A 15,296-nucleotide genomic window follows, 5' to 3' on the forward strand; every position below is an offset into this window, starting at 1 on the left:
CCCAACCACGGTCTCGGCCGGGGGCCGAGCTGCGTGGCCGGGTGATCCCCCTCCCCCCCTTCCTTGTCATGGAGCTTGCGCGGGCCCCCCTCCTGCCCTCGCCGGGAGGCAGGCTTTCAGGAGAGGGCCGCTTGCAGCGGACCTCGCCAGAAACCCCGCCCCAATTTTCGGCACCAGACCGATAGGGCATCACCACAAGGAGGCCAGATATGGCTAAAGAGCGTTTTGACATCAAGCAGCACGTCACCGACACGATCATTGCGCAGATCGAGGCGGGCACCCCGCCGTGGCGCAAGCCGTGGACGGGCGACATGAGCGGCGCGAGCTTTCCCTTGCGGCACAATGGCGATTCCTATCAAGGCATCAACATTCTGATGCTTTGGGCGACGGCGCATGTTCGCGGCTACAATTCCGCGCGCTGGATGACCTTCAAACAGGCCCTTGAGCTTGGCGGTTGCGTGAAGAAGGGCGAGAAGGCGACGAAATCTGTTTTCTATGGCTCGATTGAACGCGAGGACGAGAACGCGGCAGTGGGCGAGGACGGCAAGCGCCGCATCCGGTTTGCCAAGACCAACAATGTTTTCAATGCCGACCAGATCGAGGGCTTGCCGGAAGCCTATTACATCCGCCCGGAACCGCCCCGCGATCTTGGCACCGAGGCCGACGCCGAACTTGACGCTTTCTTTGCCCGCAGCGGGGCGGAAATCATCACCACGGAGGAACCGCGCGCCTATTTCCATCCGACGAAAGACCACATCCATATGCCTCCGATTGCGACGTTTTACAGCGCCGCCGGATACTATGGGACACTTGCCCACGAACTGACCCATTGGGCTTGCGGTGAAAAGCGCCTTGCCACTCAGAAGGCCCGTGCGAACCGGAAGGAATACGCCTTTGACGAGCTGGTCGCGGAGATCGGCGCATGTTTCCTTGCCGTTCAGCTTGGCGTCGAGCCGCAGTTTGACCAGAGCGCGGCCTATGTCGAAGGATGGCTTGAGGCCCTGAAATCCGACAAGGAAATGATTTTCAAGGCTGCTGCCGAGGCACAGAAGGCCGTGGACTACATCAACGAAAAGGCCCGCGTATCCGAGGGTGAAAAGCAGGTGGCCGCATGAGCGGCCCCCACACCCTGCCCCGCCTGTCCTGCCGCAAATGCGGCAGGATAAACCCGCCGGTCTATTTCGCGCCGGTGGCGATCGAGGGCGAGGGCTCTTGCATCTGCTACGCTTGCGCCGAGGCGCGGCAATGGCTGGACCAAGACGGCAATCTGCGCCCCGGCGTCGAGCTTTGAACCTGTCAGCCCCTGCCCCCGGCGGGGGTTTCCTTTGCCCTGGTGCTATGTTTGACGGGGCCGGGGCCACGCTTGCGCGCGGCCCCGGCCCCGCCCGGCGCTTCGCGCCGAGCCTGCTTTCGCAGGCGCAAGGTCAGAGGCAGGTGAAGGGCATGGGATCGCCAAGCTCAACCTCGGTCGAGCTGTCGCCAATCATAACCGTGACTGTCTGATGCGCGCGGAATCCGGCGATCAGAGTTTCCCATTCCACGGGGTTGGCCGTCGCTTTTCCGTAGCGCCCATGCACCATTGCCGCGCCGATCCTGTTGCCATCGGGAAAGCTGAAGCCCACCTCGGCCGACAGGTCGGGGTTGTTGCCGGCTTCGATCAGGACGGCGCTTTCCGAGGTCCCGTAAACCGTGTTCGGATCACAAACCAGCGAGACCACCATGCCCGCATTCTCCGTGCGGTAGAGATCGACCCCGCGTTCATGCTCATGTTCCCAGGCACTTGCCACAGCGGGCGATGCCGTCAGAATAATTGTGCTGCAAATCAATGCTTTATGAAACTGCATAGGCTGCCTCCTTTTGGGAGCCAGCCTAGCATTTTGAGAACAAAAAGGGAAGATTATTCAAAGGTTTCGGCGGTTTCCGACCATTTGTCTTGCCACACGTCGAAAGAGGCAACCACGCGCCCCTCGGGGTTCTTCAAGGTAATTTCCCCGCGCGTCTTCGGATCGCGCATGTAAGCCGCGCCAAACTCGCGCAGGGTCTTCGAGCTGGTCGAGTAGACCGTGCCAAGGCTTCGCCCGTCTTCCTCGGCCGACAGCGAAAACATTGGTGTCTTACTCATAGATGACATTTTCCCTACGCCCGTCCTTCCAGCGCGGAAGTATCTCGCCGGTGTTCCACTCGTAGAGCCATCCGACGATTTCGCGCGTCCTGGCATCGAGGATGCGCTTGATTGCTTTCGCTTCCAGTCTTTTTTGCCTCGGCATGGTTTTCACTCCGTTTTTTTGATCCACGGAGCGCCCCGTTCCCGCGCCTTCTTCATCATTGAAGGGAGGGTAAGCGCTCGCTTACCCCTGCCGAGCGGCGAGCGTGAGAGGATGGGGGTGAAGCAAAATCGACAGGGGTGGTGCGGCCCGCAGGCGCAGCCGAGGACACGGCCCTGTCTATTTTGCTTCAGGGGGAAGGAAGCCGAAACTCCTTCCCCCTTCTACGCAATAACGTGACGCGGCTTGCCGCGTCTTCTAATCTTTCTTCTGTCGAAGCTCTTCGATGACTTCATCAAGGCAGGTCCAGAACACTGGTTCGAACTGGCCCCGCACCATCGCGCTATCGGATTGGAGACGAAGCGGATCATGCTTTTCGCGCAGATCGTCCAGGATGTTCGCGGGGAGCCGCTTCGTTGTGTGGTAGCCTTCACGCATCGGGAGGCGATCTGCCTCGGGCTTTTCGATGTATTTGGCCTTCAGCTCGAACCTGGCCGTTGCTCGGCGTCCGGCAAGCACGATCACATCGCGGGCCGCGATCCCCTGCCCTTCCAGAGCATCGAGTTTCTTGCCCTGATCGACCTTCACAGCAGCGTCGAGGCGCGTTTCCCGTTTTTCTGCGGCGGGCTTTGGTGCCTTTGGGGCCTGCGGTTGTCGCTCTTTCTCCACGCGCGGGCGAGCGGGCTTGTCAGCTTTAGGCTTGCTGGCAGAGGGCGTGTCGGTTTCAGGATCGGGCTTCGGAGGAGTTGGCGTTTGTTTAGCCGCCGGTTCCGCCGGAGCGGAGGGTTTCGGGATTTCCGCTGCGAAGGTTCCGGTGCTTTCGCGAGTGGTTCCGAAATTGGTGGTGTATTCAGGGTTGAAGCCCTTGATGTTCGGGCGTTGCTTTCGGGCCATTATGCGATCCCTCCAATGTCCTGAAGGATCGCCAGTGCTTCGTCCAGAGCCTCTTCATAGTGCTTTGCGTGGGTGCGGAGCAGAGGGTTCGGATCGTTGCGCCGTGCCTCAGCGAGATAGTGGAGAAATCCGAGGCTGGCGGCGTCTTTATGCTGTTTGCGCTCCATGAAGTAGTTCTGGACGACGGGGAAGGATTGAACCGCTTCCAGCTCAAGTTGCTGTTCGGTTTTACTCATCCGTGCGGGAACGCTGGAAAGAACGACATGGAAGGTCGGCAGGTTTTCGGGATCTTCGGTCCTTCCCCGGAGGTCAACATACCATTTGTGGGTGTCTTGCGTGATTTCCATATCGTCGTTGGACAGCATCATGGGCACCACAAGAATGTCGCTGAAGGCCGCGAGATCGTCGGCCCAAGCACCAGCGGCCCCGAGCGTGTCAACGAAGATGAAATCCGTTGACCCTTCTTCCCAGGCAGCATCCACCCGCGCCTCGAATGCTTCGGGTGACTTCAGCTCTTCGATGGTGAAATTCGGATCTTCGATCTTCAGCTTCTCAGCCCATCGAAACAAGGCTTGTTGCGGGTCAGCATCTAGGACAAGGCATTTCTTGCCTGTGTTCATAGCTGCACTCGCCAGGGCACGGGTCAGCATCGTCTTTCCGGCGCCGCCTTTGCGTGTCATGACCGTGATGACTTTCATGTTTTCGTTCGGCATTGCTCGGCCTCATGTTCAGTGTTGCTTGTCCGGTGTTCCGGGCTGATTGTCGCTTGTCGCTTGTCGCGTTTCAACTGTCGCCTGTTACTTGTCCCTTGTTGCGTGTTGCGGGTCAAGTGTTAATTATCCAGTGTCCAGTGGCCAGTGTCCAGTGTCCAGTGCCGCTTGTTGCCTGTGGTATGTTCCGTGTTGCGTGTTGTTTGTCGCGTGGCAACTGTTCATTGTTACGTGTTACGTGTTGCGTGTTGCGTGCGGGGCGGAGCGTTAAGGAGGCGAAAGGGCCGGCGTGCTGCCTCTCTTCTTCATCGCAATCAGACCTTTCGCTGGGACTGTCTGCTTCGGTCGGGGACGGCATGGCGCACAGGAGCGCCGCAGCGGCTCGCTGAGGGTGCTTCCGAGGCTTCTGAGGGGGAGGGGTGCGGAGAGGCGCTTCTAGCGCCTCACGGGGCATTTTTAGAGGGGTGGGCCGGAGCGGCCCAGATCGAACCAGGGTTCGATCACGGCACGGGCTAGCCGTGCCTAATGCGGAATACAGCCGAACTTAACGGCTTCGACACTCGACACAATCCCCGGATTGCGTCGAAGCCTATTCGTCTGTATGAAGGTGGCAGGAAATAAGGAGTGTATGTTCAGTATGTCGTCGCGCCGCCGTCTAACCCGTGAAGAACGGCTCGTCATCGTCCGCGAGAGCGGAAAAGGCGTTTCCGCAAAGGCACTTGCGGCGCGCTTCAAGGTGACGGAACGGGCGATCTACTACACGGTTCGGACTGAAAAAGAGCGCCGCCGCGAAAGCAGCATCAGGACGCGCCAGGTCAGCGTAACCGTTACCGAAGAAGAGCTTCGCGCGTTCGATGCCGTCTTGAGCAAGAACGGGATCAACAGCAGATCGGATGGTTTGCGCCGCCTGATCCAGTGTGCGAATGGCGTTTTCATCCCCGATGAACACCTGTCTTCTGAGCTGAGCAGCTTCCGTGCAGCCCTGAATCGTGTGGGTAACAACGTCTCCCAGATCGCCAAGCGCATGAACGAGGCGAACAAGAAGGGCCTTCGACCGCCCTTCGGGCCGGGCAGTCTATCGCAGATGCGGAGCCTCGCCGGGTTCGTTCTGGACTTTGCCGATCAGGTTCATTCGCTAGCAGAGCGCCGCCGCAGTCACCTGACATTGACGGTCAATGCCGCCTTGAAGGAGCTGGCAGATGGCGAAGAATAATGCGGTTGCCGCCGTCACTGGTGAGCTTTTCCAAGATGGGTGGAGCAAGGTTCGAGGCTCTATGCAGGGCCTGGGTCAGAAGCGGCAGCAGATGGCCCGTGCCGGGGCGGGGCATCGAGCGGCCGTTTTCAAGGCAATCCGGTCAGGCGGAACACACACGCGGGGTCAGCTCGTCAATCAGCTTGAGTATCTGACCACCAAGAGTTCGCATATCGTGGACAGCCGTGGCGTTCTCGATGGGAAGCGCCAGTTGAGCGCCGACGAGATCAAGAGCGTGGCAGATCGTTTCACCGAGCGTTGGGACAAGGGTTTCAACCCGAAGATGGGGCACACGACCCATCTGCTTATGTCGTTCCCCGTTGGCACGCGCGGGGCTGATGTTCGAGACATTGCCAGCGACGTTTGCGAGCGGTTCTTCGCCACGGAAGATCGCAATTTCGACTACCTGATCGCGGTGCATGAGGATCGGGCTCATCCTCATGCCCATGTCGTCCTGAACCGGCGGTCCCAGGAGGGCGAGTTCTTCTATCTGGGGCGGGATCACCATTTCAACTACGACGACTTCCGCACGGCGATGGTCGAAGAGGCTGAAAAATATGGTGTTTGTCTCGAAGCAACGCGCCGTTTGGATCGGGGTGTGGTAACATATCAGCCGCGCACCAAGGAGGTTTACGCGGCCAAGGAAGAGGGCAGGGAGCCGGTTGGACGTGTCCGCGTCGGGCGCGATCTGGACCGCGCGCTGGCGGAGATCGCCAGCAATACGAAGGTTTACCGTTCACTGGCCGCCGAGGCGTCGGCCGAGAACCGTGAGGATATTGCAAACGCCTTGTTTCGTGCCGGTGAGATGATGGCACGGGGCGGGCATCTTGAACAGAATGGAGAAGTTTACATGGCCGAGGAACAGTCCTTTGATGATCTGAGAAGCAGCTTTGCCGCACGGATGGAGCGCGTTGAGGCGATGGTTGCCAGCACGCCCGAGGTGCAGCGACCCCAAGCGCAGGCGCGTCTCAATGAAATCTATCGGGGGGTTGCCCACATGCAGCCTCTTGGCACCCGTTCGCAAACGCTACTTGATGCGCCTTCGGCCGATGGGGTCTATTCCGAGACCAATGTGAACCGCGATGCCGTCGAGCGGCTGCGCGAGCCTGAGACGAGGGCGCAGATCGAAACGGCCTTGCGTGGCACAGGCATTTCGTCCGAGACGATCATCGCACGGATCGAAACCACAGCGAATAACGCTGCGCTGGAACGCCAATGGCTTTCCGATGATTTGAGCCGCATCGCGGAGACTGATGGGCTCAATCTCGAACGGCGCGAAGATCTTCAACAAGCGGTGGACAAGCTGGACCAGGTGCATGTCCAGCTAGGGACCGCGCTCGAACGGGCCGAGGTTCTGCGCGACGATGGGGTGTTCGAGGACGATCCGGATTATCAAGACTTCCTGCGCGATCAGGCGAACGATGAAGTCTATCGGGAACGTGTCAGCGATGAGCTGCGGACCGAGGACGCCTTAATTCGAGCTGAGAATGATGGCATTTCCGCACGAGAGGCTGAGGCCGTGGCCGAGGTCGAGAAGGGGGTTCGTGACAATTTCGATGGGCCAAACAATGACTATGCCACATTCGAGCCTTTGGTGATCGAGCGGGATCGTGCGGCGCAGGGGCGCACGAATGTCAGCACCAACGCGGAGCTGGGCATGGCGTTCACGGCTCTGGCGAAAGAGCGCGCGGCAGGAGGTATGTCGGTTGAAGATCAGCGCCGGGCCGATGCTTTGTTGCGCGACACCGCTGACAGATATGGTGAGCAGATGCGCGACGGGTTGGTGCGCGAGGATACCCGCGAGTTCCGTTCGCATGAGCATGAGGATTTTGCGGGCTACAGTGCTGAAGTAGAGCGGTTCGAGCAGGATCGCTTGCGCGAGTTCGATGATGCGATGCGCCCCTACGAAGTCGAGACCGACAACGAGGGCGGGGTTTCCCATCAGGCCCATATCGAGCAGGCCAGCCTTGATCGCATGAGCAGCCGCATCCGCGACGAGCTTATGTCAGCCGATCAATCGGAGGACTTCGATACGCGCTATGATCGTGTGCAGGCTATGTCCGAGGACGGCCGGATCGAGGCAATGGCGCGGGAGCGGATTGCAAGCGAGCAGGCCGATTATCTCCGAGACAAGCCGGAAATCGTAGCGTCCCCGGACCTGATCTATCGTGACCAGCCCTATCAGGAAACGATTGTCGATCACGACCTATACGACCGGATCGAGACGGAGGCCCGCGCCGCCGGAGCTGACGAATCCACCGATGTGAAGGCGACTGTCGCAGATGACTTCAAGGCCCGGTATCCGGACATGCCCGATCACCTTGCACGGGGTCTGGGTCAGACCTACGCCACGGCAATGAGCATTCGGGACAGTGAGCGGGTTTCCGAGGTGGCGGCGCAACGTGAACTGACCAGCGCCGGCCGCAGTCCTGAGATCGAGCGTGTCATTGCTCACGAACGTGACGACAAGATCAACCCGACCTTCGCAGACGAGGCCAGTGGCCGCGCCTATCGCGAGGAAATCGAACGCGAGCTGGATGACGAGCGGATCGAGGCATTGCGCGAAGGCGATGCAGATGCCTTGGAGAACGTCATTGATGACCGTCTGGAACGGCTCTACGCCGCGAAAGCCTATCTGCAATCGGATGAAGCGACGGCCAACAGCGAGGCCACCCGCGAGGTCATTTCCGAGATTGCCGATGAAGAATACGATGCGCAGCGCCTGAAGCATGTTCAGAGCCACAGCGAAAAGGGGCAGACGCATGGATAAGGGCAAGATCGCAGTTGGCGTAATCCTCCTGACGCTGGTTTCGGCCGCTGTCGGCTATGTGATTGCGACTGCCTACCTCACGTTTCGCGATTATGGGCTGTCGGCTGAGATTGACTTCTTCTGGCTGGCGCAGAACTACCTGGATATGCGGATCGTCCGCCCCAACGACTTCGAGAAGGTCAATCTCATCATCGGCGGCTTTGCCCTAGCCGGGATGCTTCTGAGCGCGGTTCTGTCCGGGTCTGCACTCACCCGCTTCGGGCGCACCCATTGGCAGAAGGCCGCTGAAATGGCCCGCAACGGGTTTTTCGGTAAACCCGGCACAGGGTTTATCCTGGGCAAGATGGGCAAGCCGAAGTCGCGCGGAAAGCTCGTCACGTCGAAGGTTTTTCCCCACGCATTGATCGTCGCACCGACCGGGCGGGGGAAAACCACCGGCTTCGTTATCCCGAACCTTCTTACCTTCAAAGGGTCCGCCGTGGTCCTGGACGTGAAGGGGGAGAATTTTGAGCATACGGCCCGGCATCGAGCGTCGGAGGGCGACAAGGTGTTCCGCTTTGCACCGACCGATTGGCACGACCGGCGCAGCCATCGCTACAACCCGCTGCTGAGGATCTTCGAGCTGGACGATCCTGACCGAAAGCAGATGGAGCTTCAGCTTCTCGCCTCGCTCTTCCTGCAAGCTGACAGTGATCGTGTCCAAGGGCTTCTGAAAGGCGGTATCGACCTCTTCGTTGCAGCCGGTCTTCTGGCCTTCGAGCGGAAGCGGCCCACCTTGGGCGAAATCTACCGGATCAGCGCGTCCGGCGGCAATAAGCAGAAAGAGTTCATGAAGCGTCGGGACGAGGTTCGGAACCACGCTGCGAAGCTGATTTTCGAGCGGCTTGCATCCACCAACAACGATACGCTGACCTCCTATGTGTCCCTGTTGATGACCTCGGGCCTCGATCAATGGAGCAACCCGGCGATCGACGCCGCCACCATCGAATCGGACTTCGATTTCCGGACGATCCGCAAGAAGCCGTTCACCGTCTACCTGGTCGTCGCTCCGAACATGGTGAAGCCGATGGCCCCGCTGATCCGCCTGTTCTTCTCCGACCTGATTTCATCGCTTCAGGACAAGGAGCCGGGCAAGGATGAACCCTGGCCGGTGATGATTATGCTGGACGAGTTCAACCGCCTCGGGAAGATGCCCATCGTGGTCGAGAGCATCGAGACGCTGCGCTCCTACAAGGGGCACTTGGCTATCGTCACGCAAACGATCCCTGCGCTGGACGAGATATATGGCGAGAACACCCGCAGGGCGTTGCAGGGCAACGCTGGTGTGAAGCTCTACCTCACGCCCTCCGATGAAAAGACCGTCGAAGAACTGAGCAAGGCCGTGGGCAAGACGACCAAGCGCGTGGTCACGCGATCCCGGTCGATTGGTCGGAACCCCTTCGAGGGTCGCAGCATGTCCGAACGCACCGAGGAAACGTCTCTGTTGCCCGAAGATGAGGCGCGGCGGATGCCGCTCGATGACATTGTGATGGTCGTGGATGCCCAAATGCCGATCCGGGCAAAGCGTATCCAGTATTACGACGATCCGTTTTTCAAGGCGATCCACGGCGCACAGAAGGGCGAGCTACCTTTCCCTGAGCGGACCTTGAAAGCCGTCGAGCCGGTGATTGCGGAAGAACCGGAGGACGAGGCGCAGCCGACGCCGGCGGCTGCGCCGCAGGAGGCGGCCGAGAACCTTTCCGTGAAAGAGGCCAGCGATCAGCCTCATCGAGCAAAGCTGAAAACGTCGAAGCGCAAACGGTCCAAAGCTGTCGCCCAGGCTACGCAGGCGACTCGGGACATGGACGAGCGCCAGCGCGAGTTAGACCTGTCTGTTCAGCAGAGGCTCGATCTGCCCGAGCCGGGCGACGTTTCCGATGCCGACGTGCAGGCGTTGCGTGATGCCGATGCAAAGCTGGCAGAGTTCGAGGCAAGTTTTACGGAAGGGCAGGGAGGCGAACGCGCAACCGCGGCCGAGTAGCGATGTCCTTGCCGACCAACACAAAGAAAAAGGCCCGCTTGTGCGGGCCTTTTTCAATCTCCGAGGCGGTCAGCTCGATCTTTCATGCGCTGCATCTTGGCACCCGTTCCGGTCGATGGTGGGGTGCCTCCGCCCGTCGAAGACGGCGATCCCCGCATCGAGGCCATAGCTCGCCTCCCATATTCATTGGCCCGAAGGCCAACCACTTCCGCCGTAGAAGCCGCTCCCACTTGGTAGCGGTTTCGGGCTTGTTGGCTTCCCATAGCAGCTCGGGCGAACTGATAGCTGCCGCCCATCCCTGCATTCATGGCAGGCATGACGATGTTGCCAGATAGGGAGCGCGCGATAAACGGGGTCGCCAGAATGAAACCTTTTCCCATCAGGATCATCATGAAGAAGGGCAGCAAGGCACCGATGTTTGCTGCGCTTGAGGGGTCTCCGAGACGGTCGATCAGCGCGCTCGCAACGCCGATGATGGTCGAGAATACGCCTGCGATGATGATCGGATACATGGAAAAGGAGATCAGGGTGGACAGCCACCGAGCAAAGTAATCCTTCGTAACGTCGAAAAGCGTCAGGAAGATCATGATCGGAGCAAGGCCAATCAGGATCGAGATCAGCATCCTTGACATCATCACAAGCCACGCTGCGATCGCGCCTAGAACCGAGAGAAGGAACATTCCAAGCGTGTCGATCAATGCCCCGGCCATCCAGTTCAGGTTCTCACCGATCGCGTTGAGGTATTCGCCCATGCGGTTGATGAGCTGGTCAAATTCTTCCGCATAAGTTCCAGACGGCCCCGGCGCACCGCCACCTACCGAGGCCACTAGAGACCCGGCGATGCTGTCGATCCCGTTGAGAATCCCGTCTGCAAGATAGTTGAATTGGGCCCAGTTCGTTGCAAACAGCGCTACCAATCCGATCTTCACGGCAAGCCAGAATGACGTGCGCCCGTCCACACTTCGAACCTGAAAGGCCATGTTTATGAAGATCAGGATTACGATCAGTGTAGCGGACAGGGCAATCACAGTTCCAACGGTCGCAGCTATAGCTCCGAACTGTGATTCGGCTGCTTCTTCCAGGAAGCTATCAGCCGTCTCTACGAAGAAGGTTACTACGCTCATGTGACCCTCACCAGTTACCTTGCTCTTCGCAAATTGATCTTGCTGCGGGCCTCAGCTCGTTCGCCGTTCGACTGTATTCCGAGGTGCGTTCAAGGATCTCGTGTCTGTCGAGGCCGGCGTAGTTTTCAAAGTAATATTCCGAAGCCGCATCCCAGGAGGGAAAGCGAGTTTCACAGGAACAATCGCCAGTTTCGACAACTGCATTCAAACTTTGAGCTCGATACATCTGTTGAACGAGGATGTTCTTATGCGCGTCCCGCACATGTGCATTCTCCATCCAGTCAGGGCGGGGCGGTTGTTCCGGACACACACGGGGTTCATTGTCCAGCGTGGGCACGAATTGCGCAATGGCGGGGACGGGGGCCAGAACGAGGACCGCGATGCTGATAGCTTTAATCACGCCGCATCCTCCTTTTCCCCTGAAGCATTTTCACGCGTCAAGAATACATGAATGTTCGATCCAGCACGCCCTTCCGCACTGGCGTGGACCACGGAGACTACCTTGAAGCCTGCTTGTCCCCATTCCCTGAGTTTTTCGGGCATGGACTTCATGCTCTTTGCCGACAGAGGGTCGAAAGTCAGCACTTCGTTTTCAAAGGTTTTCATTGCTCTGGTCCTCACTTTCGTTGCCCGGCAGGTAGAACTCCGTTATACCCCGGTCGCCGTTGTGCCGCCCGGCCTGGATAATCACGTCTATCGAACTTTCGATATACTGTATCATGTCGGCATAGGTCATCGGCACATCCGTCTTCAGGGCGGCGATGGCGAGGCGCTGAACCGCCAATTGCGGCGTTTCCGCGTGGAGCGTCGTCATCGAGCCGCCGTGCCCGGTGTTGATGGCCTCTAGGAAGGTCATCGCCTCGCGCCCCCGAACCTCACCCAAGACAATGCGATCAGGCCGCATCCGCAGCGTGGAGGTAAGAAGAGTGTCAGCGGATTGCGTCTCCACATCGCGGTTCGCGATCAGCGTTACGACATTCGGCTGGTTCGGCAGTAGCTCGGCCGCTTCCTCGATAGTCACGATGCGCTCATCTTCCCCGACATAGGAGAGGATCTTCCTGGCCGCGACGGTTTTCCCAGTGGACGTTCCGCCGGAAACCACCATGTTCATTTTGTTCTCGACGCAGAACTTGATCGCGGCGTAAATGTCGCCGCTCTTCACGACCTGGCGCAGCTCGCGGTTCCGTTCCTGGCGGACGCCTTCAAGGCTGCGTTCTGCACCATAGAGATACTTCAGCTCGATCTTTTCCAGCGGCAGGGTAGAGAAGAAGCGCAACGAGATCGAATGCCCTGTCTGGACGGCAGGCGGTTGGATCACCTGCGCCCGGATCGGTCGGCCGCGATACTCGATGCTTACGGAGACGATGGGCTTCTCTTTCCCGATCCTAGTATTTGCCCCGGACGCGATCTGGTTGCCCAGGTCGCGGATTTCCGTCTGGCTCATGGACGCATCGAGAAGGCGCATGAAGTGATCGCCCTGAAATTCGCCCCAGACCCGGCCATCCGGGTTGATGCAAATCTCGATCACATCATCCCGCATGGCGTCAGGCAGCTTGTCGAGCGATGCTTGGAGGTAGCTGGAAGTCATTCAGAAGATCTCCACGTCCCGATCCACCATGACGGTGATCCGCGCACCTTGATCGACGTAGATCACCGGGCCGAGTGACAGGTAATCGCTCATCACATCGTCGGTCGCGTCTTGCAGATCATCGCCAACGTCCTCAGCAATGTCAGAGGATACTTCGTCATCAATCTGGTTTGCTGCTACCGCAGGCACCGCGCCGAGGATCGAGATCAGGGCGGCAGAACCGAAGCGTTCACCGAAGCGCGTATCCACAAAGCCCGTTACGCCCGACCGGCCCAACTCATCGCCACCGAACGAGCTGATGGTGACAGTCTGGTTCGTCGGCAGAATGATCCTGTCCCATGCGACGGTCACACGTTGCTGGCCCACATTGAGGCCCGAGCGATAGCGCCCGATCAGACGAGAGCCGCGAGGGATCAGGACGCGCGACCCGTCATAGGAATGCACGTCCTCCGAGATAATCGCCCGAATTTGTCCCGGCAGAGAGCTGTCCAGCGCCGTTTCGGTGACGGCTTGGATCATCGTGCCTTGAACCACCGTGTTCGACGGGTTGGCGATGACCTCAGCCTGCGTTACCTGCGAAGGCGATGCGCCATTGAGAACGAAATCTGTCACTTCTCCGAGCGTTCTTTCCGACAGGGCGCTTTCATCGCTCCCTGCACCGGAGTTGCCAAAGGCGATCATGGGCGAGTTGATCCGGGCTTCTTGAAACGCGGCCGCCTCCGCTCGCCGGCGTTCCAGTTCCGCAAGTCGCGCGTCCTCTTCATTGCTTGGCGGTGCCATTGGATTTTCTTGATCGAGCCGCGCGATTTCGAGCTCAGATTGAAGGCGACGAAGCTCGCGATCCCGAGCCGCCAACTCTTCCTGAAATTCCGATCTTGCGGCATCCGATGCTTCCTGAAGCGCGGCTACCTGTGCCGTTAGGGCCTCCAATGCCGCAGCCGCTTCACCATCATCGTCCGGCGCATCGCGCAGCTCTGCAATTTCAGCCTGAAGAGCTTCGAGCTGAGCCCGAAGCGCAGACTCAATCTCGCTCTCTACCTCGACGACCTCCGGTTCAGGCGGGGCAGGGGGCACGAAGGGCTCGATCGCACCGAAGCCATCGCCCTCTTCCTGAAACTCGGCAGGCCGCGCGGTTGGCAGCGGGTTTTCCGGTTCATCAGACGGCAGGGCCAGGTATGCGATCAGGCCAATGGCCGCGATGGCGCCGACACCGGCCAACGCCACCTTGGGCGACGGTCGTTCCTTCTTGGGCCCGCTTTCGCCTCCGGCTTCGAGCGCGGACAGGCGCTCTTCAAGATCCTTTTCGTCGCTCATGATCCGGTTCCTCCGGCGCTATTTTCCTGTATGCAGATGACGGTATCGCCCAGGCGCAAAACCCACTGGCGGTTCACCCCTGACACGCGAAGAACGCCGTCCTCGATCTGCTGACTGTTCACCGTTCGCTCGCGGCCTGCCGAATACTGGAAGATCGCAGGGACCGGGGCGTTCGGAGCAAAGCGGAAATAGGTGAATGTCCCATCGTCCCACACGGCTGTCGGAGTGATTTCCGAGCGCCCCGACGCCGCATAGTTGTAATTCGGTGCCCTTTGCGCGACGGCGTTCGTCGGGCGCGTTCGATCCTGCGGATACCGGAATTGGACAACGTAGTAGGTCGGGGAGGACGATTCCGTGACGTTGAAATAGTAGCTGCGGCGGTTCGTATAGACCGTGATGTTCGTGTGGACACCCCGAGCCAAGGGCTTCACGGCGAAGGCACGGCCACCCGGAACGCCGTCGAGCTGAAAGCCTTCCGTGTCACCAGCAATAATCGAGCGGATGGTTTCCCCTTCACCGAACTCCACACTGGTAACATGGGTCAGGCTGACGCGAAGGCGGTAGACCTGTCCATCGGTGTAGGTTGCGATCCGAACGCGGCTGTCGTGGCTTCCGGCTCTCGGGTTGCTTTCCGCGAAGGCCGGAGCAACTGCCAGGGCAAGAGCGACGGACAGAAGGCCGGTTTTAAGCATCTTCATATCAGTTCTCCATTCTGTCCGAGCGAATTGCGTATTCGGTGACGGTAAAGCCGAACGGGTTCGTCCAGACCTCATCAATCTGCCGCCGCTCTTCGGGCCGGAAGTCGAACATCAACGTGACCGTGAACAGGCCAGCTTGGACGCCCTGCTGCGACGTGAGCCGCTTGCGAAGGCGCACAGTGGCCCGGTTGTCCCCGATCCGGTTGATGCTCAGAATTTCAACGTCGAGCCGGGCATCCGGGCCGTAGACGTTGGGCGGATAGTTCTCGCTTGCGCTGTTCCAGAGCTGGCGCAGCGAGGCAGCGGCGTTGCCGTCCGACATTGCCAGCACCCCGCGAACGCGCAGGTCATTGTCGAGCTGGTTGTAAGTCTCCCGCTGCGTGACATAGCGGAAGACCGCAGCTTCAATGACCGCCTGATTCTCGGTGACGCGCACGGCCCCGACAGAGGCATTCGGCAGGGCCATGCCGGAATTGGGGTCGTAGGGAACGACAACCGGCGCAGGATCAACATCGAGGACCGCGACCGCCATTCCTCCAAGGCATCCCAACACGCCGAAACCCAAACCGACGAAGGCCAGCTTCTGCCAGAGCTTTTCACGGCGACGGGCACCGTAAATCAGCTCTTCCTCAATGATTTCTTGATCCTTAACCACTTGCCCG

The 15,296-nt window shown here is 59.5% G+C and carries 16 protein-coding genes; 5 read left to right on the plus strand and 11 right to left on the minus strand.

Annotated features, from left to right (window positions below; genetic code table 11):
• The first annotated feature begins 209 nt into the window (after positions 1 to 209).
• Positions 210 to 1,115 (plus strand): ArdC family protein, encoded by a 906-nt coding sequence (locus G9Q80_RS11810; RefSeq protein ID WP_088716856.1) that lies wholly within the window; start codon positions 210 to 212, stop codon positions 1,113 to 1,115.
• Positions 1,112 to 1,291, plus strand: a complete 180-nt coding sequence (locus G9Q80_RS11815; RefSeq protein ID WP_088716857.1) for a hypothetical protein — start codon at positions 1,112 to 1,114, stop codon at positions 1,289 to 1,291. The genes G9Q80_RS11810 and G9Q80_RS11815 overlap by 4 nt, the downstream gene beginning before the upstream one ends.
• Before the next feature lie 133 nt (positions 1,292 to 1,424).
• Here the strand turns inward: G9Q80_RS11815 and G9Q80_RS11820 are convergent, their stop codons facing one another.
• From G9Q80_RS11820 to G9Q80_RS11835, 4 genes are all read right to left on the minus strand, one after another.
• The gene (locus tag G9Q80_RS11820) at positions 1,425 to 1,787 is read right to left on the minus strand and encodes a hypothetical protein (RefSeq protein ID WP_127562608.1); all 363 of its coding nucleotides are present in this window, start codon (positions 1,785 to 1,787) and stop codon (positions 1,425 to 1,427) included.
• Positions 1,788 to 1,897: 110 nt separating this feature from the next.
• Entirely contained in the window at positions 1,898 to 2,122 is a 225-nt protein-coding gene (locus G9Q80_RS11825) for a hypothetical protein (RefSeq protein ID WP_127562609.1), read from the minus strand.
• A 400-nt stretch (positions 2,123 to 2,522) separates the two neighbouring features.
• Positions 2,523 to 3,158, minus strand: a complete 636-nt coding sequence (locus G9Q80_RS11830; RefSeq protein WP_127562611.1) for a hypothetical protein — start codon at positions 3,156 to 3,158, stop codon at positions 2,523 to 2,525.
• The gene (locus G9Q80_RS11835; RefSeq protein WP_088716861.1) at positions 3,158 to 3,871 is read right to left on the minus strand and encodes an AAA family ATPase; all 714 of its coding nucleotides are present in this window, start codon (positions 3,869 to 3,871) and stop codon (positions 3,158 to 3,160) included. Before G9Q80_RS11835 ends, G9Q80_RS11830 begins: the two co-directional genes overlap by 1 nt.
• 625 nt (positions 3,872 to 4,496) lie before the next feature.
• Between G9Q80_RS11835 and G9Q80_RS11840 the strand changes: the two genes are divergently transcribed.
• From G9Q80_RS11840 to G9Q80_RS11850, 3 genes are read left to right on the plus strand one after another with little or no spacing between them, the layout of a single operon-like run.
• Positions 4,497 to 5,081: a ribbon-helix-helix domain-containing protein gene (locus G9Q80_RS11840; RefSeq protein WP_231017863.1), complete on the plus strand. Its 585-nt coding sequence runs from the start codon at positions 4,497 to 4,499 to the stop codon at positions 5,079 to 5,081.
• Positions 5,068 to 7,890: a relaxase/mobilization nuclease domain-containing protein gene (locus G9Q80_RS28205; protein WP_088716862.1), complete on the plus strand. Its 2,823-nt coding sequence runs from the start codon at positions 5,068 to 5,070 to the stop codon at positions 7,888 to 7,890. The genes G9Q80_RS11840 and G9Q80_RS28205 overlap by 14 nt, the downstream gene beginning before the upstream one ends.
• Positions 7,883 to 9,910, plus strand: coding sequence for a type IV secretory system conjugative DNA transfer family protein (locus G9Q80_RS11850; protein ID WP_088716863.1), 2,028 nt, complete (start codon positions 7,883 to 7,885; stop codon positions 9,908 to 9,910). Before G9Q80_RS28205 ends, G9Q80_RS11850 begins: the two co-directional genes overlap by 8 nt.
• A 53-nt stretch (positions 9,911 to 9,963) precedes the next feature.
• Here G9Q80_RS11850 and G9Q80_RS11855 read toward each other — a convergent pair whose 3' ends face one another.
• The 7 genes from G9Q80_RS11855 to G9Q80_RS11885 are packed head-to-tail and all read right to left on the minus strand — an operon-like array spanning position 9,964 to position 15,289.
• On the minus strand, positions 9,964 to 11,034 hold the full coding sequence (locus tag G9Q80_RS11855) for a TrbL/VirB6 family protein (protein WP_088716864.1): 1,071 nt from the start codon (positions 11,032 to 11,034) through the stop codon (positions 9,964 to 9,966).
• Positions 11,035 to 11,041: 7 nt separating this feature from the next.
• Positions 11,042 to 11,434: a hypothetical protein gene (locus G9Q80_RS11860; RefSeq protein ID WP_127562612.1), complete on the minus strand. Its 393-nt coding sequence runs from the start codon at positions 11,432 to 11,434 to the stop codon at positions 11,042 to 11,044.
• Positions 11,431 to 11,640 (minus strand): hypothetical protein, encoded by a 210-nt coding sequence (locus G9Q80_RS11865; RefSeq protein ID WP_127562613.1) that lies wholly within the window; start codon positions 11,638 to 11,640, stop codon positions 11,431 to 11,433. Before G9Q80_RS11865 ends, G9Q80_RS11860 begins: the two co-directional genes overlap by 4 nt.
• Positions 11,627 to 12,622: an ATPase, T2SS/T4P/T4SS family gene (locus G9Q80_RS11870; protein WP_088716865.1), complete on the minus strand. Its 996-nt coding sequence runs from the start codon at positions 12,620 to 12,622 to the stop codon at positions 11,627 to 11,629. The genes G9Q80_RS11865 and G9Q80_RS11870 overlap by 14 nt, the downstream gene beginning before the upstream one ends.
• Positions 12,623 to 13,936 (minus strand): TraB/TrbI/VirB10 family type IV secretion system protein, encoded by a 1,314-nt coding sequence (locus tag G9Q80_RS11875; RefSeq protein WP_088716866.1) that lies wholly within the window; start codon positions 13,934 to 13,936, stop codon positions 12,623 to 12,625. It abuts the gene before it with no gap.
• Positions 13,933 to 14,628: a TrbG/VirB9 family P-type conjugative transfer protein gene (locus tag G9Q80_RS11880; RefSeq protein WP_231017867.1), complete on the minus strand. Its 696-nt coding sequence runs from the start codon at positions 14,626 to 14,628 to the stop codon at positions 13,933 to 13,935. The genes G9Q80_RS11875 and G9Q80_RS11880 overlap by 4 nt, the downstream gene beginning before the upstream one ends.
• A 7-nt stretch (positions 14,629 to 14,635) precedes the next feature.
• Entirely contained in the window at positions 14,636 to 15,289 is a 654-nt protein-coding gene (locus tag G9Q80_RS11885) for a VirB8 family type IV secretion system protein (protein ID WP_088716868.1), read from the minus strand.
• Between the last annotated feature and the right edge of the window lie 7 nt (positions 15,290 to 15,296).

Source organism: Mameliella sp. LZ-28, from assembly GCF_012274245.1.
In the GTDB taxonomy this organism is placed as follows: domain Bacteria; phylum Pseudomonadota; class Alphaproteobacteria; order Rhodobacterales; family Rhodobacteraceae; genus Antarctobacter; species Antarctobacter albus.